Origin of the sequence: Leptolyngbya sp. UWPOB_LEPTO1 (assembly GCF_017302695.1) — a bacterium.
Lineage (GTDB): Bacteria > Cyanobacteriota > Cyanobacteriia > Leptolyngbyales > Leptolyngbyaceae > Leptolyngbya > Leptolyngbya boryana.
Genome location: NZ_JAFLCJ010000002.1, coordinates 240,789 through 263,439, shown reverse-complemented (window position 1 = coordinate 263,439; position 22,651 = coordinate 240,789). Strand labels below are relative to the sequence as shown.

The window sequence follows — 22,651 nt, the reverse complement described above, 5'->3', positions numbered from 1 at the left end:
GTTTTAGATGGAACTGTGTAGTCACTCAAGTAGTCACTCAAAGGCACGACAAACAAGCGATAGGGATAAAATCATTGTCTAGGTTAGGAGGATATCTAGTAGAAAAATGTGTCTCAAGCAACAAAATTCGTACTTATGTGCCAAAATAATTGCGAATTTAGAGCCTCAAAGCTATTCAGATTTGTTTTAGCTACAAAATTCTGCCTATAACTGCGAATATCGAATTTAACTCTATCGAATGAGTTGCAGACATTCCGATGTATACTACGGGTTCCGTGCGATAAAGTTGGTGCTATGTCTGATGAACCCGCATCTCAAGGAGTCGAAGGCACTCAGTCAAACTTAGATGAGCTGGACATTGAAATTGTTCAACTCCTGCACAAAGATGGAAGGATGCCGTTTACGGAAATTGCTAAAAAGCTAGGCGTGTCAGAAGCCACGATCCGCAATCGGGTTCAGCGCTTGACGAATTCTGGCGCAATTACAATTCAGGCTTACTTAAACCCGAATAAGCTAGGATTCCGCAGCATTGCGCTGATTGAATTGAAAACGGTTAATTTAGAGCGAGCACAAGCGATCGCCTCTGAGTTAGTCGAGCAAGATTCAGTGAGCTATGTTGCGTTCGTCGCAGGAAGCTATGATCTATTTGTAGAAGTTACTTACGATACGAATGAAGGATTGCTTGACTTTCTAACCGCGTTAAGAGCAAAACCTGGCATCATTAATTGTGAAACAGCCACAGTTCTGAAGCTACTGAAAACTCAGTATTCATTTCAGATACGATCGACGAAGAGTTCTAGCTTTTCATCTTAATTTCGCCTCTAAGAGGGTGTTTGAAACGTATCAACAGTCTCCTCGCTCCGTTCTAGCTCGCCCCGGACTAGAAGTCCAGGGCTAACGGCGCAAAGTCCTTTGAAAAGGACTGAAGACCCGGTTCTAACTGACTGTTAGTCCCTTGAGTGGACTTTGTTCAACTAGCCCGGAATTCCATTCCAGGGCGGGTGAATGCGATGAACGATACTGTTCAAACATCCTCTAAGACTTGTAAAATCGCCTTCGGGAGCAATTGATCCTTAAACCAAACAATTCGAGCAGGTGTATCTGAGATTTTCACCCCTGCATTCTCTAAGTTCAATCGCTCTGAAACAGCCAAAATCAGATCATCCCGTCCCGACTGTCTAACTTGTGAAAACTTTTTCCGCAAATATTCAGGTCGCCAATAGCCCACAATTTCCACTAAAAACGATCGCCCATCTGGATGCACCACTCGAAAATCTGGAATCATCACGCTACCGGGAATCGGGATTAAATCCACTTCTCGTTCTAATTGCCATTCCGTCTTCGCTTTATTCCAGCGATCGACAAATCCTGCTTCTAGTAGACTATCGTAGGTCTTTCCAGGCGGATAGTGGCTGACCAATCCACATTCAGAATCTAGAGCAAATCGCCCTTGTCGCTTTTGACCTGAATAGCTATCGTTGATCTGCAATTCTGCTGCAAGGCTCCAGCGAGTTACATGCAGTAAAGCAGGAAGTAACTTTGCGATCGCAAGTCCATACCGGGTTGAAGGCTTAAACAAACTGGTAGGTCCATCGATCGTCAACGTAAATCCATGATCCGCATCGCCTTCGATATACGTCATCAACTGAAACAATTTCATGTACCGAAACAAGAGCTTATACTGTCCCGGATCATTGCGGTGAGCATTGATCACCAAATGACTTGCCCGATAAAACACACCTTGCACTTGCGATAAATTGTAGCGATGGAGCAGTGCTTCTGGCGTTGGAGCTTCAAAGCTCGTTAGAATTTGATTCTCTGGTAAGTCCGCATACAGTCCAGCTTTTACTTGTTCGGGTAAGACTTCGCGATCGAGTTCCTGACCCAAATCATTGGCAACCTTCTCGATCGTCATCTGAGTTGCCTGAGCACTCGGAACACTTTGCGCGGACAATGCAAACACCCGCTCTCGTAACATCGGCGGATCAAGGGGACTCACAGTTTCAAACGTACTAAATGAGCTATTGAGTAAATGGGCTAATCCTCGCTTGACTCGATAGTCCGTCTCTTCTCCTTCAAGCTCTTGCAGTTGCCGATTGAGTGCGCCTCTAGTTCCGTTCCGAGCTTCTTGAAATAAAGTGATTAAATCTTCAGCGATCGCTAAAACTTTCGCATCAAACTCTAACCGTTTTGGTGCAATTTCTTCTCCATTGAATCGATGAATTAATAACTCAGTCGGTAACATGATTGCAATACATTTCTCTATTTCTTAGAAGTAGCGGGCACATCACTACTCTAGCGTTAAGATTGAACACTTTGCGTACTATGGAAGTCAAAAACCACTGCATAATGGTGTCCAAAAGATTAGTTTTCGTATGCTGAAACCTCGTTGGCAAATTTTCGCGATCGCGGCTCTGGTCATTGCCTTAATTGTAGGCGGCATTATTTTAATCAATCGCCCCAAGGAACCGACTGGAACTCAACCCTTTCTCCCTCCAGTTGTCGGCAATGTTCATCTGACGATGGGGATTCCGAGCAAAGCAACTCGCGACATTCAAAATGCCAATGATTATTTAATTGACGACAATCAGCGCCCCTATGCACTGTCATACAACAACAGCAAACGGATTCCCAACTGGGTGAGTTGGCAGCTCAATAAAAGCTGGTTAGGCACAGCTCCTCGAACTAATGATTTTCGTGCCGATCCCACTTTGCCGAAGGGCTGGTATCAAGTGAAATCAAGCGACTACAACGGTAGTGGATACGATCGTGGACATATGGCTCCTTCTGCCGATCGCGCCAAAGATATCGCGACGAATTCTGCAACTTTCTTGATGACCAACATTGTTCCCCAAACGCCAGATAACAATCGTGATGTTTGGGAGAGCTTAGAAAGCGAGTCTCGTCGATTGGCAAATCTGGGCAAAGAACTTTATATCGTTGCAGGTGGAGTTGGGGAAAAAGGCACGATTGGGGCAGCAAAAATTTCGATTCCTGCTTCGACTTGGAAAGTAATTGTCGTTCTGGATAAGCCGGGGTTAAGAGCGGCAAATGTCACGAATAAAACGCGGGTGATTGCAGTCGATGTTCCCAATATTCAAGGCATTAAAGATAAGACTTGGCGAGACTTTCGAGTGAGTGTCGATCAGCTTGAAGCAAAAACAGGCTATAACTTTTTGACCAACGTACCGGAAGCCGTGCAAACCGCGATCGAGAGCCGAGTCGATCGCGGATAGCCAAAATTAGATTCTGAACAAACAATTCTCAGCGACAGCTTTTGTCTCGATCGCTCTGCCTCTGGTTAGACGAAGTTCGGATCCTGCCTCTCTATCATCCGTCCAAGTGTTGTCTCTGCTTTCAGCCTGCCAACAAATGGCGAATGACATCGACTTCACGGTTCAGACAATAGAGGAACTTAGTGATGAAAGCTGTTGTGTTTCACGGAGTCGGTGATATTCGGTTAGATAATGTCCCTGAACCCAAGATAAAAGATCCCCTAGATGCGATCGTGCGCCTAACTGCCAGTGCGATCTGTGGAACCGATCTCCACATGATTCGCGGAACGTTTACAGGCATGAAGCCAGGAACAATCCTCGGACATGAAGGCGTAGGAATCGTTGAAGAAGTCGGCGCAAATGTGCGGAATTTGAACAAAGGCGATCGAGTGGTGATTCCGTCTACCATTGCGTGTGGCTACTGTTCATATTGTCGATCGGGTTACTATGCTCAATGCGACGTTGCTAATCCCAATGGTCCCGATGCCGGAACCGCATTCTTTGGTGGACCCGAACCCACAGGCCCGATCGATGGACTGCAAGCCGAGTATGCGCGGATTCCCTATGCCAGCACGGGTCTTGTCAAACTGCCTCAAGGCGTGACTGACGATGAAGCAATTCTACTATCCGATATTTTCCCAACCGCTTACTTTGGAGCAGAACTAGCAGAAATTACACCTGGAGATACAGTGGCAATCTTTGGCTGCGGTCCAGTTGGACAATTTGCTATTAAGAGCGCACAACTCTTGGGTGCAGGACGAATTTTTGCGATCGACACGATTCCGTCTCGTTTGCAAATGGCAAAGGCACTCGGAGCCGAAATCATTGATTTTAATATCGAAGATCTGGTCGAGGCGCTGAAAAGTTTAACGGGAGGAGCAGGAGTCGATCGAGCGATCGATGCTGTCGGTGTCGATGCTGTTGCGCCGCATTCAGGTGCTGCTGCTCAAAAAGCTCAAGCACAAATGCAGCAGTTTCAGCAACAAGTCCATGAGATTGCGCCTCAAATCAATCCGCAGAATGGGAATTGGCATCCGGGCAATGCTCCTTCTCAAGCGTTGGAATGGGCAGTCCAAGCACTAGCAAAAGCAGGAACATTATCGATTATTGGGGTGTACCCCCTGACGCATAAGTTTTTCCCAATCGGGATGGCAATGAACAAAAATCTCACGATCAAGATGGGAAATTGCAATCACCGCAAATACATTCCGAAACTGATTGATATGGTACAAAGCGGAATGGTAACACCCACGCAAATTCTGTCACAAATCGAGCCGATGACTTCGGTGCTAGATGCTTATAAATCGTTTGATCAACGTAAACCAGGATGGGTCAAAGTAGAATTAGTACCCGGAGCCACAGCTTAAAACTATTTCTAACAAATCCAGCAACGTCTAAGAGCAGAGTTTAGAACATTTGGCAGAAGTCTTCCTAAAGGTCAAGGTACTTCCTAAAACCCTGACCTAATCTCTTAGATGTGTTTCATTCACCAAACGATAAAGCCTTCTAAGAAAGTATTTTCATAAGCTAGAACAAGGGGACAAAATGTTTTTTCACAAAAAAGAATCTATCCATACTGTCAATGTTGACGACGCAAATCCAAAATTTGCTCAATTACTATTAGAACAATTCGGGGGTGCCACGGGTGAGTTGACTGCTGCTCTACAGTACTGGGTACAGTCTTTTCACTGCGAAAATCCTGGCATTCGAGATATGCTCCAGGACATTGCGATCGAAGAGTTTGGGCACTTGGAAATGGTGGGCAAACTGATCGAATCCCATACCAAAAATGTAGACCAAACCGAAGCTTACAAGAGTTCTCTGTTTGCTGTGCGCGGGATGGGACCTCACTTCCTCGATAGCCAAGGCTCAGCTTGGACGGCTGCCTACATTAACGAAGGCGGTGATGTTGTCCGTGACTTACGCGCTAACATTGCCGCAGAAGCAGGAGCGCGACAAACTTATGAGGCGCTGATTAAACTCGCTCCAGACAAAGGAACTGAGAAAACGCTAGTCCATTTGCTAACTCGCGAAATTTCGCACACCCAAATGTTCATGAAAGCATTGGATTCTATGGGTAAGCTGACTGATCCGATGTTTGGTAATATTCAACCGGATGAAACCGTGGATATTTACTACAACCTCTCTCAAAATGGTCAAGATCAGCGTGGTCCCTGGAATTCAGAACCCACGTTCAAGTATATTGCTGATCCGATGTCGCAAAAACCATAAACTGCGATCGACCCAGTTCTAAATAACCTTTCATGCTAGGAGCCTTGAAGATCAAGGCTCCGTTTTGCTATATAACCTCATGGGTCCTCGTTACTGTTCTGCCTGTGCGATCGCCATTCTCGTCTTCAATACAGAATCAGGATTCAAGCTAATCGAATCAATGCCCTGCTGAACTAGGAATTTGGCGAACTCTGGATAGTCACTGGGAGCCTGTCCACAGATCCCAATCTTACGTCCACAGCGTTTCACTTTCGCGATCGCCAGTCCGACCATTTGCTTGACCGCTTCATTACGTTCATCAAACAAATGAGCAACCAGTGAAGAATCGCGATCGAGTCCTAATGTTAACTGAGTCAGATCATTCGACCCGATCGAGAAGCCATCAAACACTTCACAGAACTGAGTCGCTAACATGACGTTACTCGGCAACTCACACATGACATACACTTGCAGCCCATTTTCGCCCCGAGTTAAACCGTATTTTGCCATCTCGGCTAGGACTCGTTTTCCTTCTTCGGGTGTTCGACAGAACGGAATCATCAGAATCACATTCGTCAATCCCATCTGATCTCGAACTCGCTTCATGGCTTGACATTCCAAGGCGAAGCCTTCTTGATACCGCTCATCATAGTAACGAGAAGCACCACGCCAGCCAATCATCGGGTTTTCTTCGCGGGGTTCAAACTGCCGTCCACCAAGTAAGTTCGCATACTCATTGCTCTTGAAGTCCGACATACGAACAATCACAGGTTTCGGATAGAACGCAGCCGCGATCGTGCCAATTCCATAGGCTAACTTATCGACAAAGAACTGAGATTTGTCGTCGTATCCGGGAGTGAGTGCTGCAATTTGAGCTTGGGCAACGCGATCGTCTAGCTCATCAAAGTAAATCAATGCGAGTGGATGCGTTTGAATTTGATTGGCAATGATAAACTCCAAGCGTGCTAGCCCAACACCATCGTTTGGAATGGCAGCAAGACTAAATGCTTCCTGAGGATTGCCGACATTCATCAAAATGTCGGTTTTGGTCTGCGGTAAGGTTTCTAACTCAACTTCATTGATTTCAAACGGGATCATTCCCGCATAGACTCGCCCGGTTTCGCCTTCTGCACAACTTACGGTAATCGTTTGACCCGTATAGATTTGAGTCGTCGCATTGCCGCAGCCGACGATCGCTGGGATCCCCATTTCTCTTGCAATGATTGCCGCATGACAAGTTCGACCGCCTTGATTCGTCACGATCGCGCTTGCTTTTTTCATGATGGGTTCCCAGTCTGGATCAGTCCGATTCGTCACCAAAACATCCCCAGTTTGGAATTGATCAAGCTGATGCACATCAAGAATCACTCGTGCTTTACCTTGCCCGATCATTTCACCGACAGCCCGCCCCGTGATCATGGGTTCTGGAGGCGTAGCGACTAACCGATACGTGCGCAGAATTTGCTGAGTCTTTTGTGATTGCACCGTTTCGGGTCTAGCTTGCACAATAAACAGTTCGCCTGTGATGCCATCTTTTGCCCATTCAATGTCCATCGGCGTCGGAACGCCACGCACTTGTGAATAGTGGTCTTCAATGATGCAAGCCCAGTTTGCGAGTTGCAGAATCTCCTCATCTGCGATCGCAAATTGCTGCCGTTGTTCGAGTGAAACCGAGCGATTCTTCGTCGATTTAGTTCCACCGAGGTCATAGACCATCTTGATCTCTTTAGAACCCAGTCGTTTGTCTAGAATCGGACGATAGCCTTGTTTCAACGTCGGTTTGAAGACAACATACTCGTCAGGATTGACGGCTCCTTGCACCACGTTTTCGCCTAAACCGTAGGCTGCCGTGATCAACGCTGCATCTCTAAATCCCGTTTCAGTATCGATCGAGAACATCACGCCCGACGCAGCAAGGTCTGAACGCACCATTTTTTGCACCCCGACTGATAGTGCAATCTCTAAGTGCTCAAAGCCGCGCAGTTGACGGTAAGAAATTGCGCGATCGGTAAAGATCGAAGCAAAACATTTATGGCAAGACTCTAGTAAACTCGATAAGCCATGAATGTTCAAATAGGTTTCTTGTTGTCCTGCAAAACTGGCATCTGGCAAATCTTCTGCGGTCGCACTCGACCGGACTGCTACATCGGTATCTGTTCCATATTCATCGCACAGCGTTTGGTAAGCATTCGCGATCGCTTGTTCTAATTCGACCGGGAAAGGAGTTTGGAGAATCAGCGATCTTGCTTTTCTGCCCCGTTCTTGCAAATTTTGCACATCTTCGACATTCAAATCCGCGAACAGTTGACGCAGTTGTGTTTCTAATCCTGCACCTGCAATGAAAGAGCGGTAAGCAAATGCGGTCGTCGCAAATCCATTGGGAACATTCACGCCTTTGGATGTAAGTTGTTGAATCATTTCACCGAGTGAAGCATTCTTGCCGCCGACGATGGGAATATCTGCAATTCCAACTTGCTGAAAGGGCAACACCAGCGCTTGTGCTTTGGTGGACTCATGGATGAAGGAGTTTGATACTTGAGCTTCTAGCATAATTGCACTTCCCAACGGAATGTATCGGATAGGCTTCCAACCTGCTGAAGTTATAGAAAAAAAATTTGAGGAACTTGTGAGGAAAAAATAAGCCCCTGCTTTGCATGTTCTCGTTTTGATTTGTCAATTGCGATCGGGTTTGTTGCTTTCAGTACCGTTGGACAGATGTTAGATTCAGTTGCCCCAATCAACTCGATCGCGATCGCAATACTTTGACCTACGTCAACACCAAAAGACTTTCCGTTTCGCTACTTTCAAACTGAAGAATCGTATCAAAGCTCTCTCTCAAGATTTGAATCATCGCCGATGTTGGGCAATTGCCAATCCGAAGATAGACAAATTTGGGTGGATGTCCATAAAGTAAACTGCGCTGATGAAAGTCAGCATCTTTGGAAACAATCACAAAGCCATTTGTCCTGGCAGATTCCCAGATCAGTGCATCATCGGTATTGATCAAGCCCAATGTCTTGACATGCTCAGAATCCGGATACAAATCAATAATTCTGTGAACGATCCGGTCTGATAAGTTTTCATCCAGTAACAATTTCACAGCGATGCCACAAATATCTTCTTCTCACGATCAGCGGCAAACGCAAGACAAGCTTTAATGTCTTCTACAGTAAGTTCGGAAAAATCTTCTAGAATCTCCGCCTCAGTCATCCCACCTGCTAAATATTCTAGGATGTCATAGACGGTGATTCGCATTCCCCGAATACACGGCTTGCCGCTGCGCTTTCCTGGCTCGATTGTAATGATGTGTTGGTAATCCATAAAGCGGCATGAGAAGATAGCTGTCCTCATTCTACTTGAAACTCTCACTGCTCATCGATCGAACACACTGCCAATCGTCGATCACGTCCCTATCTCCCTATCCCCCTATCGCCAACGCCTGCAATCCCGTAAAGTTTGTTTCATTTTCTGAGATGGATTATGGCTGCACAATAAGAATCAGTCCTAAAATTGCGATTGAGTCCTGTGCAGTTAAAACAAGTTCTGATTATTCATAAATCCGGTGATGCGCTCAGCCAACGATGGGCGAAAAAGTGTGCCGAAGCGTTAGAAAAGCGGGGTTGCAACGTCCTCATGGGACCAAGTGGTCCGAAAGACAATCCCTATCCTGTATTTCTAGCCTCCGTGTCTCTGCCGATCAATCTCGCTGTCGTACTTGGGGGCGATGGAACCGCATTGTCTGCTGCTCGGAATTTAGCCTCTGATGGCATTCCGATTTTAGCGGTGAATGTTGGGGGACATTTAGGCTTTCTGACCGAATCACCCGATGATTTTGACAGTGAGACGATTTGGGATCGATTAGAAGCCGATCGCTATGCCGTGCAGACCCGAATGATGCTTCAAGCAACCGTACATGAAGGAAATCGCACAAATTTAGAGCCTGTCAGCGATCGCTTTCTCGCCTTAAATGAGATGTGTATTAAGCCTGCATCTGCCGATCGTATGATCACCTCAATTTTAGAAATGGAAATTGATGGAGAAGTCGTCGATCAGTATCAAGGAGATGGGCTGATTATTTCAACGCCGACGGGATCAACGTGTTATACCGTTGCAGCGAATGGTCCAATCATTCATCCCGGTATGGCAGCGATCTCCGTTACGCCGATTTGTCCCCTGAGTTTATCTAGTCGCCCGATTTTGATTCCGTCTGGATCAGTCGTGAGTATTTGGCCTTTGGCAGATTATGACTTGAGTACAAAACTTTGGATGGACGGAGTGCTGGCAACTTCGATTTGGCCTGGACAGCGGGTGGATATTCGGATGGCAGCAGAAGAAGCAAGATTTATCGTGCTGCGCGAAAATTACTCTTACTACCAGACGTTACGCGAGAAATTACAATGGGCAGGCGCTAGAATTCACTATCACAATAATCATCGCAATTAGATTACTTCTAGATAGCGATCAACCGCTTGTTCAATACTGAAATCATCGGCGCGAAATTTTAGCAGTCTCGGTGAGATGGGATGTTGAATTGAATTTTTCATCGCAGCAGCCATTGCTACTGGATCTGCGATCGGAACAATTTGCCCAAACTCGCCGCCAGATAAAATCTCATCTACGCCTGATCGGCACTGAGTTGCAATCACTTGACACCCACATGCCATCGCTTCGATCAAGACGGTCGGCAGAGCTTCCCAGCGCGAGGATAAAACAAAAGCAGTGGCGCGACTCATGTATTGGTAGGGATTATAAACAAAGCCTGGAAGCTCGACATCGGCTTGTAACCCTAAGGATTGGATTTGAGCTTCTAACTGAGATCTCAAAGCTCCATCTCCTAAAATCACCAATCGAGCTGGCATCTCTTGTCGCAAAATTGAGAACGCTCGAATCAGCGTCGTAAAATCCTTTTGCGCCGCGAATCTTCCGGCTCCCAGAAAGACCGGAATCTCATCGGATGCAAACCAGGGATGATCTAGGTCTGATTGCGCTTGTTCAGTGAGACGAGAATTGACGACCGCATTTGCGATCGCCAGCACATTCGTGAGATTGTACTTACTTCTCAATTCTGCACCAATTTGCTGAGACACAGAAATCACAGCATCCGCATGTGGATAGAGCACTCGAATCAGCAGTGGGAGAAGTTTACTGTGAGGTTCACCGTCATGTTCATCGGTAGAGAGGGCAAGATGCTCCACCAGAACCAGTTTTGGGGCTGGAAACGTGAGAAATTTGCTGAGGGTCATGATCGCATTTGCAAAACACAAATTCGAGATCAAGGTTTTGGGTTGAACACGCCGAAGGTAATGAAGCAACGGAAACAACAGCTTGATCATACTAGACGTGCGGGCGGTGACAGGAGTTTGCAGATCAATCACATTCACCTGCTTCGACAAATCTGATAAAACAAATTGTGCAGAAGATGCGAGCAGTAAATCAATTTCAAACCCTCTAGCAATCAGTCCTTCGGCTAAATTAAAGATAACTCTCGTGTCGCCAGTCATCTTATTACCGGCTAGCAAAATTGCAATTCGATCGCTCATGTCTTTCCCTCATTTCTCAGTCTAGAGAGTGCCCGAACGATCTCAGTATCTAAAACGTTCATGCTAAAAATCATGAATTGCAGAGCAGAACACTTGATTTATCTGATCAGAGCATTTGAGAATTAATGGACTGCAAGTTTAAGACAGAGATATGCTGTGAGTGTTTTAATTCGATTAATTTTGGGGCTGATCTTCGCGATCGGGGGATTGTTTAGCTACTACGGCAATACCAGCCAAAACCCAGTCACAGGCGAAAATCAGCGAGTCCAACTGACTCCTCGACAAGAAATTGTGCTCGGACTACAAAGCCGTCAGCAAATGGCAGCCAGGCACGGTGGATTGTTTCCCGACCAAGGCTTGCAAACTTATATGGATGAGGTAGGACAGCGGATTGTGCAGCGCTCTAATGCGTCAAAATCGCCTTATACCTATGAGTTTCACCTCTTACGCGATCCGAAAATCGTGAATGCTTTCGCTTTACCGGGTGGGCAAGTTTTTATCACAGCAGCATTGCTTGGACAAATGAAGTCAGAAGCACAGTTAGCAGCCGTGTTTGGACATGAGATCGGGCATGTCGTGGGTCGGCATGGAGCAGAACATTTAGCAAAACAGCAGTTAGGAAGCGCGCTAGTCACAGCAGTCGGGGTGGCAGCCAGTGGGGGACAAGATGGCGGACAGGGCGCAGCTGCAATCGCACAAGCCACGAACCAGTTAGTGAATCTGCGCTACGGTCGCAATGATGAATCCGAAAGCGATCGCTTAGGACTCAAGTTTATGCTGGACGCAGGTTACGATCCCCGTGGCATTTTAGAAGTGATGCAGATTTTGGCAAAGAGTGCAGGGAGTGGACGACAGCCGGAGTTTCTCAGTTCTCATCCCGATCCCGGCAATCGGTTGCAGGCATTAAAAGCAGCAATTCAGAAACAATTTCCACAAGGATTGCCGAGAGATCTCGAAGATGGGCGCGATCGATTTGCTCAGGCAGTCTTGCGTAGATAGGGCGAGTTTGGATAGGTCAGACGGAGTAAAACTATGGAATTGACAGTGCTCTATTGGATATTGGTGGCAGTAATGGTGGTCGGAGTCGTAGGAGCAGTCGTTCCAGGGATTCCGGGGCCGAGTTTAATCTTAGTGGCAATTTTGCTGTGGTGCATTGTCACGAAATTTGCGATTCCGCTGCTGCCATTGGGATTGATTTTTGTCGCCTTGCTGCTCAGTTCAGTGGTGGAATGGCTGGGATCTTACTGGGGTGCAAAACAGATCGGCGCAAGTCGGTGGAGCCAGATGGGGATGTTTATCGGGATGGCGATCGGCTTTTTTGGATTGCTACCTGCACTGCCGCTCGGTGGACCGATCGCTGGAATTTTAGTCGGCGGATTGCTCGGGGGATTTATCGGTGAGTTTCTGTATCGCAGTGATTTGCCGACTTCAGAGCGGCTGAGAACGGCTGGACGAGTCACATTGGGAATTGGCTTTGGCGCACTGATTGGAAATCTTATTGAATTGGTTCTGGCGATCGCTGCGGTGGCAGTTTTTGTTTGGGTAACTTTGCCGTCGGTAATGTGGACATGATTCTGGGTTTGCCGTTTGCTACTCCAAAAGCATCACGCGGAGGTTTGAAAAAACTACAGACGGCTTCAGCGGTTCCGTCTTGCTCAAACAGTTCTAAAACTTTGTTGTCTTGAATCGTTGTTTTCGATCGACAATCGTAAATCTGTAAGGGTTTGACTGCGCCATCGACTTTGACGATCGCTCGGTATTCCCAATAGTTTTTAGCACTGCGCCGAATTGAAACAATGCAGACTTCCTGATCGTTGACTGGGCGACAGCGTTCAGCAGCGTAGGCGGGAAATGCAATGCTCAACCATAAAAGCAACGCAATCAGAAATCTTTTCACGGTTCTCAGCGACAAGTTGGAATTTGCTCGATCGTACAGGGTGCGCCGCCATCAATTCAAGCTTGCCGATCGGGATATCTTTCGCGATCGAGCGATCACCCACTGGCTAACTTATGAGCATGTCGCGTGGTTTCTGGCAATCGATATTTTGTTGTACAACCCATTACATACGCGATCGCACTTTCTAAACGAATGCGATGTCCAGATGAAATATAAAGCGGTTTCGTCCCTGGACGAGTTCTGAGAACGGCTCCGATCGTGTTGCTTTTATAAATCAAAGGAACCCAAGCCCCGCGCTGATCCGGCGGTTCTTCGTGCTTGCCCACCAATCGAGACTTGCCGACTCCGATCGCGGGAAGATTCGTCAAGATCCCCAAATGACAGGCAATCCCAAACCGTCTCGGATGAGCTAACCCTTGACCATCACACAGCAATAAATCCGGGCTTGTCTTGACTTGCTCCAACGCATCTAGCACGGCTGGAACTTCACGAAATGAGAGAAAACCGGGAATGTAAGGAAAAGTAGTAGGGCGACGCGCGATCGCATGGTCACAGAACTCTAATTCGGGATACTTTAAGATCGCGACAGCAGCACGGGTAATCGTTCCCTCTGCTTCAAATCCGACATCGATCCCCGCCACATAGTTCACTGTCCCAAACTGATCGTCTGTGATCACTTCTTGGGATAGTTCTTGTTGAATGACGATCGCGGCTTCTGCGGTCAACACCCATTCGTGACGCTGTTCAATTTTCATGACTGGATGTGCCTGAACTTGTCGATCGACCTACAATGCCATTATCGCTTTTCAGGGCTGCAATGCTAGGACGTATACTCGACGCACGGTACAAAATTCTTCAACCCCTTGGCTCTGGTGGCTTTGGGCAAACGTACATCGCCGAAGACACTAAACGCCCCGGAAATCCTCGCTGTGTTCTCAAACATTTGAGTTTTTCGAGTCAAGATGAAGCCATTCTACGTCAAGTGCGGCGCATGTTCTTTGCAGAAGCAGAAACCCTGGAACGCTTAGGCAGACACGATCAGATTCCACGGCTTCTCGCTTATTTTGAAGAAGATCAAGAGTTTTATCTCGTTCAAGAATTCATTCAAGGGCATCCGTTGAGCGAAGAAATCGGCGGAGATCGCAGACTTGCAGAAGCACAAGTCGTTGATTTGGTCGAAGATGTGACTCAAGTTCTAGGATATGTGCATGAGCAGGGCGTGATTCATCGCGATTTGAAACCCGAGAATTTAATCCGGCGCGATCGCGATCAGAAACTCGTACTGATCGACTTTGGAGCCGTTAAAACGATTTTAGAATCGTCGATCGCAACTGAACCCGTTGATCTCAGTGTTCCAATCTATACGTCTGGCTATGCCGCCAGTGAGCAATGTTTAGGTCAGCCCCGATATAACAGTGATTTCTATTCGTTGGGCATGATTGCCATTCAGGCTTTGACTGGAGTACGCCCGTCTCAACTGGCTTACGATCCTAATACTCATAACTTGCTTTGGCGAGATCGCGTCACGGTCAGCCATGATTTTGCCGCCGTTTTAGAGAAGATGACGCAGTTTCACTTCAACGATCGCTATCAAACTGCGGCAGAAATCTTAGAGGCGCTCAATCAGGTCAAGTCCTCGATTTTTACGCAGATGCCAATTTCCGAGGCAAAAAATCGACTGCGATCGCCAAAACCTGTCTTGAACAAGCCGTTGAAAATGAGCGCGATCGCGGCCGGACTCACTGCGATCATTGGCGCTTCAGCTTGGACACTGACCCGCAACACTCCAACCCCGACCGACCCACCCGGACAACGCGGGCAATTTCTCAGCGTTGGACAAACGTTACTCAGTCCAAACACACCGCCACAACCCTTGAAACAAGCGGCAATCGACAAAATGAAAAGTGGCGAGTTTGCAGAAGCCGTCAGTTTGTTTGAACAAGCCCACAAAATCGATCAGAGCGATCCTGAAACGCTGATCTATCTCAACAATGCGCGAATTGGTTCCGAGCAGGCAAACACGATCGCTGTCGTTCTGCCGATTCGGACAAATCCAACCGCTTCTGCTGAAGTCTTGCGAGGAATTGCTCAGGCACAAGATCGGATCAATCAAACGAAAGCAATGAAATTGAAAATCGCGATCGCGTCTGATGATGCGAATCCGGATCTCGCTCGCCAAATTGCGACCCAACTGGTTCGCGATCCGACCGTCTTGGGCGTGATTGGACATGGAACGAGCGATACGACGCTGGCAGCAGGCAAGATTTACCAAGAAGGAGAACTGGTTGCAATATCTCCGGTGAGTTCAGCCAAGAATTTATCCGGATTTAGTCGCTATGTGTTCCGCACAATGCCAAGCGATGAACTGCCCGCCAAGCGGCTCGTAAGTTATATGACCAAACAATTGAAGAAGCGAAAAGCTGCCGTCTTTTTCAATTCCAAAAATCTCTATAGCAAATCGCTGACAGAAGCCTTCAAAGATGCACTCTACTATGCGGATAAAGGTAAGGTCGTGCATGAAGTGGATTTGAGTAATCCTGCGATCGAAGTTGCAGAAAACGTTGCCCAAGCGATGAAAAAAGGCGCAGAAGTGATTTTCTTGGCTCCGAATGCAGAATTGCTCGATCGCACTCTACTTATCATTAATGCCAATCAGAAACGTCTGCCTATTCTCGCAGGAGATGCGTTGTACAATTCTCGAATTTTGACTGAGTTAGGAAGCGCAGCGAGTGGAATGGTTGTGGCGATTCCTTCGGCACAGACTCAGCTTCAGAATTCGCCCTTTGAACAGCAAGCGAAATCCGTCTGGGGGCGTGCCCCAGGCTGGCGATCGGCGTTAGGTTACGATGCGACGCAAGCCATGATCGCTGCACTGCAAAAAGCCCCAACGCGAAATGGTATTCGAGCGACACTTTCAACCCCAAGCTTTACCACAATTGGGGCAGTTCAGTCCGTCAGTTTTACCCCAGAAGGCGATCGTGAAACAGAAATTACGCTCGTGCGAGTCACAGGTGCGAAATCTGGCAAATTTATCTTTCAACCGATTCCGAAATAGCAGAGGGTTCGAGACTGCGTTCCTGTCCTGCACCGGATTCAAAACCCGGTGCTAACTGTGCGAACTCCCTCAAGGGACTCCCGAACCTAGCTAATGGCTTAGAGATACAGTCTCTTCAGAGACTTCGTTCGATGAGCACGGGGTTTCTAACCTCGTGCGGGGTTATTTCAATGGCTGAACTATTCAGTGGCTGAACTAATTCAATGGCTGTACCACAGGCGCAGGTGCGACTTGAGGCTGAGTTTGCAGCATTTGGCGACGTTTGTTGAGAAACTCTGCGGTTGCTGCGTCTAGGCTTTCTCGCTGCTGTTGACGAAAGGCTTCGGGATCAACGCTGCCTTGCGAAACTCGTTGAATCAAGTCCATCAGACTGCTCGTTGCGTTATCGCCTCGGTTGTTGAATAAGTTGCTGAGCGAATCTTGAGATTGGGGATCTCTGAGCAGATCAGCACTGCTCGGAGCTTGTTGGGCATGTGAGGGAGCAGCGATCATTGCTATTCCAAACCCTGCAATCAAACCGAGCGCGAATTTTTTCTTAGACATGACACTGAACTCCACAGGATGGTTTTTGTAAGTTGCCCTATCGATATTTTACAAACGACGAAATCTTTTGAAAATTTCTCCTGAAAAATTGTTGAAACAGCGATCGGCTTAATTTAGCGCTTCTCTATCAGTCCTGAATCAATTGTGAAGTGGGGAGTGGGGAGTGGGGAGTGGTTTTGGATCGCGATTTTAGAATTTCTCCCCGAATCCAAATTGGAAACGCCCTTCGCCTTGATCGTTAATTCCATAGCCTGCTCGAATTGTTCCCAGAGGCGACTTTAAGCGAATCCCTAAGCCAAACCCAAAACCAGTTCCGGGACGATTCCGAACAATGCCAGGTTCACCTAACACTGTATCTGCAGATCCGAGATCAGACGCAAAGTCGGCAAACACGGCTCCGCCAATGATGCTGTAAATCGGGAAGCGATACTCTGCCGAAGCTAAAACAAAACTCCGTCCGACTCCAACTTCTCCGACTCCATACCCTCGAACTGAATTGGGGCCGCCGAGCGTATAGGCATTGTAGGGCGGCAAATCTCCGATCGTGGTTCCTGCCTGCACATTAAATGCCAACACTTCTGGCTGCTGCTGCGTTTTTTCTAAATTAAAGAAATTCACTGGCATATACTGCGAGTAGTTCGCTTGCAGACGATTCGAGAGAATGTTCCCTCGACCGATCGGAATCGATTGCTCGGTACTGAGCGTCAAAATCGAACCACTCGACGGATCGATCGCGCTATTGCGCTGATCTCGAACGGCTGTAAAACTGAGCGTCGTCAGATCATCAATCCCAGTACCACTCCAGGAAAGCGGTGCGCCATTAGCATCGCGTCGCGCGACATCACCATCGCGATCGCGAATACTCACTCGCGTATAGTTCAAGCCCAACGTTCCATCCCAACCATTCCCAATCGGACGATTGACCGCAACGGTTCCCCCAAATCGCCCTTCTCTTGGGCGATCGCCATTTGCTAATTCGCTCTGCTCGTCATCAAACACCCGCGACACCCCACGTCGCCGGAATCCGCTGATACTGTAGCCAAGCTTATCGGGTTCTGTCGCGCGATAAGGACTGACAAATCTGCCATCAAACTGTGCATCTTTTGTCCCGATCGAGGCATTCCCACTCAACTGTTGCCCAACTCCATTGAAGTTGTTATCGCTGTAGTTGAAGTTGCCGAAGATGCCTAAATCATCATTAAAGCCACCGCTGACATTTAAGGCACGACTGCGCGCCTCAGTCAGGTTATACACGACCGTAGTGCGACGGGCATCGCCTTCGAGTGAAACTCGCCCATTTGTAAACAGCCCTGTTTGCAAAATGCGCTGAAGATCTTGACGAGCCGCAGATTCTTGAAAGATCTGACCGGGCTTTAGTTGGATCTGATTGCGTAGAAAACTTTCGCGGGTTCTGCCGCGCACAGGTTCACCTTGATCATTAACCAGTCTGCCTTGCTCATCCGTAAAGCGAATTTGAATATCGCTCACTGCCCCTTCTGCAACTTCCAGCGTTAAGACTCCATCCCGACTCGGAACGACCCCAATCACACGCGCTAAAGTGAATCCATTCTGGCGATACCAAGCATTGATTTGACGAATGCTTTCATTAATTGCTGTTGGGCTGACGGGCGCGCCAAGTTGTGATTGGAAAAATTGATTAGCGATCGCAGGTGTCAACGCCTGAGCATTCACCAAATTCACTGTGCGTACTGTCGTCGGTTGCACTTGAAACGTCACACTTAATCCATTCGGATTCGCCTGAGTCGTAAAGTTTGCCGTACTAAACAGCCCCGTTTCTAAAATGGCGGCGATATCGCTCTGAAGCTGAGGAGTACTAACATTTCCGCCCGCTTGAGTGCGGATCTTAGAGCGAATGATCGATTGCAGCTCCGAGTCTGCACCCACAATTTGCACATCGGTTGCTGTGAGAACGAGATTAGCAGGAACCGGAGCCGGGGTTGCAGGAGTCGGGGTTGGACGCGGCGGAGTTTGGCGAGGAGCAGTTTGAGCGGTTGAGGCAGGCGAACGACTCGGAACGATCCACTCTTGCGTCGGAGAAACGGGTTGATAGGTCTGCTCAAATTGGGCTTGAGCAAGTTGGGAAGGGCGCGAAAATTCTGGAGCCGCGACAGGAGTTGCGATCGCAGGAACGAGTTGCGCGGAGCGCGAAAATTCTGGAGCCGCGATCGCTTGCGTAACGGCAGCACTCTTCGGACTCGGAGCGTCTGAAACACTCTGCGTCTGAGTAGACTCAGCTTCAATCGGAACAATTTCATCGAGATTCGTCGCGCTCGTTGCTGCTGCTGTTTGCGCGAGATCTGATATGGAAATTAATCCGATCGTACAAGCCGTTAATGTAGAAATTCGCATTGCTAAACTCACAGAATTAGAGCACTCAATTCAACAATCAGAAGCCAAGATTTAAGAGTAGTTGTATCAGAAAATTGAGCTGATCTCACGGATGAATTCGTGATCCCTCGAACAGCTTTGTGATCAAAAGTTGTAGTACCTATTGAAGAAGAATTGAAACCTAGAGTTCCCCAAATATGAATGAGCCGATGTATCCACTCGGTCTTCCACCGAATGCCTGGTATGTGAATTCAGCGATCGCAGATCTAACTCGATCTCCTATTCCTCCTCAAATCATTACGGTCGAAACCGCAACAAAAAAAATACGATTAGACCTAAACAAATCTGCATTGATTGTCATCGATATGCAGAATGATTTTTGTCACCCGGATGGATGGTTAGCCCATATCGGAGTGGATGTTACCCCTGCACGATCGTCAATTGTGCCGATTCAACAATTTCTACCGATCGCGCGACAAGTTGGTCTATCGATCGTTTGGGTCAATTGGGGAAACCGTCCTGACTTACTGAATATTAGCCCCGCAACACGATATGTCTACAATTCAGACGGACAAAGTGTAGGACTCGGCGATCCGCTCCCGAAAAATCAGGCTCCTGTTTTACAAAAAGATAGTTGGGCGGCAGCGATCGTCGATGAACTTCAACCGATAGAAGGTGATATTCAAATCGATAAATATCGAATGAGTGGATTTTGGGATACACCGCTGGATAGTATTCTGCGAAATTTAGGAAAAACGACGCTATTTTTTGCAGGCGTAAATGCAGATCAGTGTGTGATGGCAACTCTACAAGATGCAAATTTCTTAGGATACGATTGCATTTTGTTAGAAGATTGCACGGCAACAACTTCGCCGGATTTTTGTTGGCAAGCCACTCTGTATAATGTCAAACAATGCTTTGGATTTGTATCCAGTTCCATCTCTGTTTTGAATGGGATAAAATCCAGGGTTAAAGATAAAAATTAACTGATTAGCTCTCATCACTTTACATCTGCCTGCTGAATTCATGATTGAGTTCATCACGGAGTCCATCACTCTGATACTCAAGCAACGGAATTCCAGCGTGGCATCTTGTTGCTGAGTTCCTATGTGAGGAGAAGTATGACATTTTTTGATAGTTTGAATTCGTTCAAAGCACCTGATTTTAATGGAGATGGGCGGACTGATTTATTCAGTTTTGATCTCACGACACGCATTCCAGAAATTAATTTATCCGCCAATATCAGAACGAGTGCATCAAGTCCGATCTTCTTCATTCCAGAAGGTTGGCAGACTCCAAAATATGGCGACTTTAATCAAGACGGTAAAACGGATCTCGTTTGGCGAAATCCCAAAACTGGAGAAAATGCAATTTGGCTGATGGATGGAACTTCATCCTTGGATGCCCAATGGCTTGATTCTCTGCAAGGGGCATGGACAGAAGTGGTCGGCGATTTTGACGGCAACGGAACCAGCGATTTGTTTTGGTATAACTCTACGACTGGGGAGTTCCAGATCTGGGCAATGAATGGGGCGCAGCGTGTGAAACGCTCGATTGCTCAGATTGAACCGGGTTGGGAACCTGCTGCTACAAATTTCACCAGTGATCATCGCCATGAATTATTCTGGCGCAATCCGTTGACAGGACAGAATGCCGTCTGGACAATCGATCCGCAGACACTGGGTATCTCCGGAGAATGGCTTGAGGCGAAGTCTCCAACTTGGAACTATGAAATAATTGACTACAACGGCGATGGGCGCAGTGATCTGTTTTGGCGCGATCGCTTAACCGGACAAAACCAAATTTGGCTTTGGACAAGCGACAGTCTGCAACCTGATCCAATCGCGATCGATTTACCCAGCACAAGCAGCGATTTTGTGATCAAAACGGGCGATTTTGATGGCAATCACAAAACAGATTTTCTCGTTCGCAATCCAAGTACAGGCGAGAATCAAATCTGGCGCGCCGGAGACATCGAAGTGCAAATTTCCGATATTCCAGCGCAGTCTGCTACATTCTTTCCCGAAATTGGAGATTACAACGGCGATCGGTTTTCAGATATTCGTTGGGTCAGTGTGACGGGTCAGGAAAATGTGATTTGGTTCAGCGATGGGAAACTACCTCAGTCAATAGCAACCGAGTAAATCTGATGGGAGATAGGGCAAAACTCTAAAATCATGGCTGTTTCTCCCCGTCTCCCCATCCCACAAGATGGATGCAACCGATCGCTTAATACTTAAACAATCCAACCCCTTGAACTTTATAGCCCGTCGGTTCCAGAATTTTCTGAGCCGCCTGCTTGCCTGAAATCGTTGCACCTTCCATGCTATCGATATAGTCCTGTTGAGTATAACTGCCTGCTAAGAAGAAATTCTCGATCGGCGTTTTTTGCGAAGGACGATACGGATCTTTTCCGGGTTCTTCCCGATACAGCGACTGTGCTAGCTTCACCACGTTAAACCAGGTCATATTCAGTTCGCGCGAGGAAGGAAACAGATCATGAATTTGCTTGAGAGCATGTTGAGCAATGTCTTCATTACTCATTGGCACAAACGGATCACCCGGCGTGAGCACGACTTGCATCAAAGAACCTTGACCTTCTCGGTAGTAATCTTTGGGACTTGTCAGTGCTAGATCTGCAAAACAGGAAAAATCTGCGTCCGAACTATACAGCAAGTTATCAATTCCGGCTGCATGGTCAACTTGCTTTCTCGCGGCTGGATCATTCATTTCTGTCACCCAGCCATCAAATCTCATTTGCACTGTTGCGACTGGAACTGCTTCGAGTTTGTAGATATTGTCAAACTCCTTGATACTGCGCCATTCCTGGGGAAGCAGTCTCTGAATTCCAGGAACATCACAGGCTGCAAGATAGGCATCAGCAGTAATAATCTCTTCTGTTTCACCATTCGCGATCGCAAGTCCAGTCACGATCGTATTCGTTCCCTCACCTTCAAACAAAATCCGTCGGGTTTGTCTGCGGGTGTGAATCTTTGCACCTCTCGCTTCCAAATAATCTACGATCGGTTTGTGCAAATATTCCGCAGGTGAGCCAGATAGCATGTTCAATTGCGACGCTTCTGTCTTCGCGGCGAACATCATAAAGATGGTTAACATGCAGCGTGCAGAAATATTTTCGGTATCAATGAAGCCGAGAGCGAGAGCGATCGGATCCCACATTTTCTTCAAACTATTCTGAGAACCGCCATGACTGCGGAACCAATCAGCAAAGCTGACTCCATCCAAAGCGCGAATCATTTTCATCGCGGCATCGAAATTAATCAGCCCCGGAACAATCGGACTTGTCCCCAGCGCGATCGCGTTTTGCAATTTATCTTGAATCGTGAGTTGTCCGGTTGTAAAGAACGCCTTCAATCCGTGAAATGGCGCACCGACTAAGAAGCGAAAATCTAGCTTGCCAAGTTCACCGCCACGATTCACAAACGTGTGAACATGTTCTTTCGGCAGCAATTCTTGATATACGCCGACCTTTTTCATTAAGGCGAATAGATTCGCGTAATTGTTGAAAAACACATGCAATCCCATCTCAATGTGATTGCCATCCGCATCGATCCAACTGCCAACTTTCCCGCCGACAAACGATCGTGCTTCAAAGATTTCAACTTCGTGACCCGCATCGACTAATTCTACGGCTGCGGCTAATCCCGCTAATCCTGCCCCAACGATCGCAACACGCATTCGCTCATCTCACTGACATGACTTCATTAAGAAATTTTAACGCTGTTGTGTGATCAAATGTGGAAATTGAGGCATTCTAACG

Annotated in this window: 20 protein-coding genes; 10 read left to right on the top strand and 10 right to left on the bottom strand. The window is 47.3% G+C overall.

All coding sequences use genetic code 11. From position 1 onward, the window contains the following. The first annotated feature begins 294 nt into the window (after positions 1–294). Complete coding sequence (locus J0L70_RS04085; protein WP_190649908.1) at positions 295–813, top strand: Lrp/AsnC family transcriptional regulator; 519 nt, start codon at positions 295–297, stop codon at positions 811–813. 211 nt (positions 814–1,024) lie between these two features. On the opposite strand, the gene J0L70_RS04080 is transcribed toward J0L70_RS04085, so the two are convergent. After that, positions 1,025–2,245: a DUF790 family protein gene (locus tag J0L70_RS04080; RefSeq protein WP_287453204.1), complete on the bottom strand. Its 1,221-nt coding sequence runs from the start codon at positions 2,243–2,245 to the stop codon at positions 1,025–1,027. 130 nt (positions 2,246–2,375) lie between these two features. Between J0L70_RS04080 and J0L70_RS04075 the strand changes: the two genes are divergently transcribed. From J0L70_RS04075 to J0L70_RS04065, 3 genes are all read left to right on the top strand, one after another. Then, positions 2,376–3,236: a DNA/RNA non-specific endonuclease gene (locus J0L70_RS04075; protein WP_287453203.1), complete on the top strand. Its 861-nt coding sequence runs from the start codon at positions 2,376–2,378 to the stop codon at positions 3,234–3,236. Positions 3,237–3,421: 185 nt separating this feature from the next. Beyond that, entirely contained in the window at positions 3,422–4,642 is a 1,221-nt protein-coding gene (locus tag J0L70_RS04070) for a zinc-dependent alcohol dehydrogenase (RefSeq protein ID WP_287453202.1), read from the top strand. Positions 4,643–4,820: 178 nt separating this feature from the next. After that, entirely contained in the window at positions 4,821–5,507 is a 687-nt protein-coding gene (locus J0L70_RS04065; protein WP_268184309.1) for a manganese catalase family protein, read from the top strand. A 90-nt stretch (positions 5,508–5,597) separates the two neighbouring features. Here the strand turns inward: J0L70_RS04065 and ppsA are convergent, their stop codons facing one another. The 3 genes from ppsA to J0L70_RS04050 all read right to left on the bottom strand — a co-directional run bounded on the left by ppsA (position 5,598) and on the right by J0L70_RS04050 (position 8,807). Further along, entirely contained in the window at positions 5,598–8,036 is a 2,439-nt protein-coding gene (gene ppsA, locus J0L70_RS04060; RefSeq protein ID WP_287453201.1) for a phosphoenolpyruvate synthase, read from the bottom strand. 217 nt (positions 8,037–8,253) lie between these two features. Further along, a complete protein-coding gene (locus J0L70_RS04055; protein ID WP_287453200.1) occupies positions 8,254–8,586 on the bottom strand; it encodes a DUF5615 family PIN-like protein in 333 nt (110 codons plus the stop codon). Beyond that, positions 8,583–8,807: a DUF433 domain-containing protein gene (locus J0L70_RS04050; protein WP_287453199.1), complete on the bottom strand. Its 225-nt coding sequence runs from the start codon at positions 8,805–8,807 to the stop codon at positions 8,583–8,585. The genes J0L70_RS04055 and J0L70_RS04050 overlap by 4 nt, the downstream gene beginning before the upstream one ends. Positions 8,808–9,011: 204 nt before the next feature. On the opposite strand from J0L70_RS04050, the gene J0L70_RS04045 reads away from it, so the two are divergent. After that, complete coding sequence (locus J0L70_RS04045) at positions 9,012–9,929, top strand: NAD(+) kinase (RefSeq protein WP_017287781.1); 918 nt, start codon at positions 9,012–9,014, stop codon at positions 9,927–9,929. On the opposite strand, the gene J0L70_RS04040 is transcribed toward J0L70_RS04045, so the two are convergent. Continuing rightward, complete coding sequence (locus tag J0L70_RS04040; protein ID WP_190649896.1) at positions 9,926–11,026, bottom strand: glycosyltransferase; 1,101 nt, start codon at positions 11,024–11,026, stop codon at positions 9,926–9,928. The genes J0L70_RS04045 and J0L70_RS04040 overlap by 4 nt on opposite strands. A 156-nt stretch (positions 11,027–11,182) precedes the next feature. Between J0L70_RS04040 and J0L70_RS04035 the strand changes: the two genes are divergently transcribed. Both J0L70_RS04035 and J0L70_RS04030 read left to right on the top strand, forming a co-directional pair. Further along, positions 11,183–12,025: a M48 family metalloprotease gene (locus J0L70_RS04035; protein WP_287453197.1), complete on the top strand. Its 843-nt coding sequence runs from the start codon at positions 11,183–11,185 to the stop codon at positions 12,023–12,025. 33 nt (positions 12,026–12,058) lie between these two features. Next, the gene (locus J0L70_RS04030) at positions 12,059–12,598 is read left to right on the top strand and encodes a DUF456 family protein (RefSeq protein ID WP_017287784.1); all 540 of its coding nucleotides are present in this window, start codon (positions 12,059–12,061) and stop codon (positions 12,596–12,598) included. On the opposite strand, the gene J0L70_RS04025 is transcribed toward J0L70_RS04030, so the two are convergent. Next, positions 12,522–12,923: a hypothetical protein gene (locus tag J0L70_RS04025; RefSeq protein ID WP_287453195.1), complete on the bottom strand. Its 402-nt coding sequence runs from the start codon at positions 12,921–12,923 to the stop codon at positions 12,522–12,524. The genes J0L70_RS04030 and J0L70_RS04025 overlap by 77 nt on opposite strands. Positions 12,924–13,018: 95 nt before the next feature. Then, positions 13,019–13,678 carry a deoxyribonuclease V gene (gene nfi, locus J0L70_RS04020; RefSeq protein ID WP_190649888.1) on the bottom strand — a complete coding sequence of 220 codons (660 nt, stop codon included), beginning with the start codon at positions 13,676–13,678 and terminating at the stop codon, positions 13,019–13,021. A gap of 8 nt (positions 13,679–13,686) precedes the next feature. On the opposite strand from nfi, the gene J0L70_RS04015 reads away from it, so the two are divergent. Then, complete coding sequence (locus J0L70_RS04015; RefSeq protein ID WP_287453194.1) at positions 13,687–15,978, top strand: bifunctional serine/threonine-protein kinase/ABC transporter substrate-binding protein; 2,292 nt, start codon at positions 13,687–13,689, stop codon at positions 15,976–15,978. Positions 15,979–16,173: 195 nt separating this feature from the next. Here J0L70_RS04015 and J0L70_RS04010 read toward each other — a convergent pair whose 3' ends face one another. Both J0L70_RS04010 and J0L70_RS04005 read right to left on the bottom strand, forming a co-directional pair. After that, positions 16,174–16,521, bottom strand: coding sequence for a hypothetical protein (locus tag J0L70_RS04010; RefSeq protein WP_017287788.1), 348 nt, complete (start codon positions 16,519–16,521; stop codon positions 16,174–16,176). Between the two features lie 189 nt (positions 16,522–16,710). Further along, positions 16,711–18,891: a BamA/TamA family outer membrane protein gene (locus tag J0L70_RS04005; protein ID WP_287453193.1), complete on the bottom strand. Its 2,181-nt coding sequence runs from the start codon at positions 18,889–18,891 to the stop codon at positions 16,711–16,713. A gap of 176 nt (positions 18,892–19,067) precedes the next feature. On the opposite strand from J0L70_RS04005, the gene J0L70_RS04000 reads away from it, so the two are divergent. After that, positions 19,068–19,856, top strand: a complete 789-nt coding sequence (locus tag J0L70_RS04000) for a cysteine hydrolase family protein (protein WP_287453192.1) — start codon at positions 19,068–19,070, stop codon at positions 19,854–19,856. Positions 19,857–19,991: 135 nt separating this feature from the next. Beyond that, positions 19,992–21,014 carry an FG-GAP repeat domain-containing protein gene (locus J0L70_RS03995; RefSeq protein WP_287453191.1) on the top strand — a complete coding sequence of 341 codons (1,023 nt, stop codon included), beginning with the start codon at positions 19,992–19,994 and terminating at the stop codon, positions 21,012–21,014. A gap of 85 nt (positions 21,015–21,099) precedes the next feature. Here J0L70_RS03995 and zds read toward each other — a convergent pair whose 3' ends face one another. Next, complete coding sequence (gene zds / locus J0L70_RS03990) at positions 21,100–22,569, bottom strand: 9,9'-di-cis-zeta-carotene desaturase (protein WP_190649876.1); 1,470 nt, start codon at positions 22,567–22,569, stop codon at positions 21,100–21,102. Positions 22,570–22,651: the final 82 nt, after the last annotated feature.

Bases quoted from the DNA above. Each gene is read 5' to 3' on its own strand.
- ppsA (WP_287453201.1), bottom strand. From the start codon at position 8,036: ATGCTAGAAGCTCAAGTATCAAACTCCTTCATCCATGAGTCCACCAAA.
- J0L70_RS04085 (WP_190649908.1), top strand. From the start codon at position 295: ATGTCTGATGAACCCGCATCTCAAGGAGTCGAAGGCACTCAGTCAAAC.
- J0L70_RS04075 (WP_287453203.1), top strand. From the start codon at position 2,376: ATGCTGAAACCTCGTTGGCAAATTTTCGCGATCGCGGCTCTGGTCATT.
- J0L70_RS04065 (WP_268184309.1), top strand. From the start codon at position 4,821: ATGTTTTTTCACAAAAAAGAATCTATCCATACTGTCAATGTTGACGAC.
- nfi (WP_190649888.1), bottom strand. From the start codon at position 13,678: ATGAAAATTGAACAGCGTCACGAATGGGTGTTGACCGCAGAAGCCGCG.
- J0L70_RS04010 (WP_017287788.1), bottom strand. From the start codon at position 16,521: ATGTCTAAGAAAAAATTCGCGCTCGGTTTGATTGCAGGGTTTGGAATA.
- J0L70_RS04000 (WP_287453192.1), top strand. From the start codon at position 19,068: ATGAATGAGCCGATGTATCCACTCGGTCTTCCACCGAATGCCTGGTAT.
- zds (WP_190649876.1), bottom strand. From the start codon at position 22,569: ATGCGTGTTGCGATCGTTGGGGCAGGATTAGCGGGATTAGCCGCAGCC.
- J0L70_RS03995 (WP_287453191.1), top strand. From the start codon at position 19,992: ATGACATTTTTTGATAGTTTGAATTCGTTCAAAGCACCTGATTTTAAT.
- J0L70_RS04070 (WP_287453202.1), top strand. From the start codon at position 3,422: ATGAAAGCTGTTGTGTTTCACGGAGTCGGTGATATTCGGTTAGATAAT.
- J0L70_RS04040 (WP_190649896.1), bottom strand. From the start codon at position 11,026: ATGAGCGATCGAATTGCAATTTTGCTAGCCGGTAATAAGATGACTGGC.
- J0L70_RS04030 (WP_017287784.1), top strand. From the start codon at position 12,059: ATGGAATTGACAGTGCTCTATTGGATATTGGTGGCAGTAATGGTGGTC.
- J0L70_RS04080 (WP_287453204.1), bottom strand. From the start codon at position 2,245: ATGTTACCGACTGAGTTATTAATTCATCGATTCAATGGAGAAGAAATT.
- J0L70_RS04005 (WP_287453193.1), bottom strand. From the start codon at position 18,891: ATGCGAATTTCTACATTAACGGCTTGTACGATCGGATTAATTTCCATA.
- J0L70_RS04050 (WP_287453199.1), bottom strand. From the start codon at position 8,807: ATGGATTACCAACACATCATTACAATCGAGCCAGGAAAGCGCAGCGGC.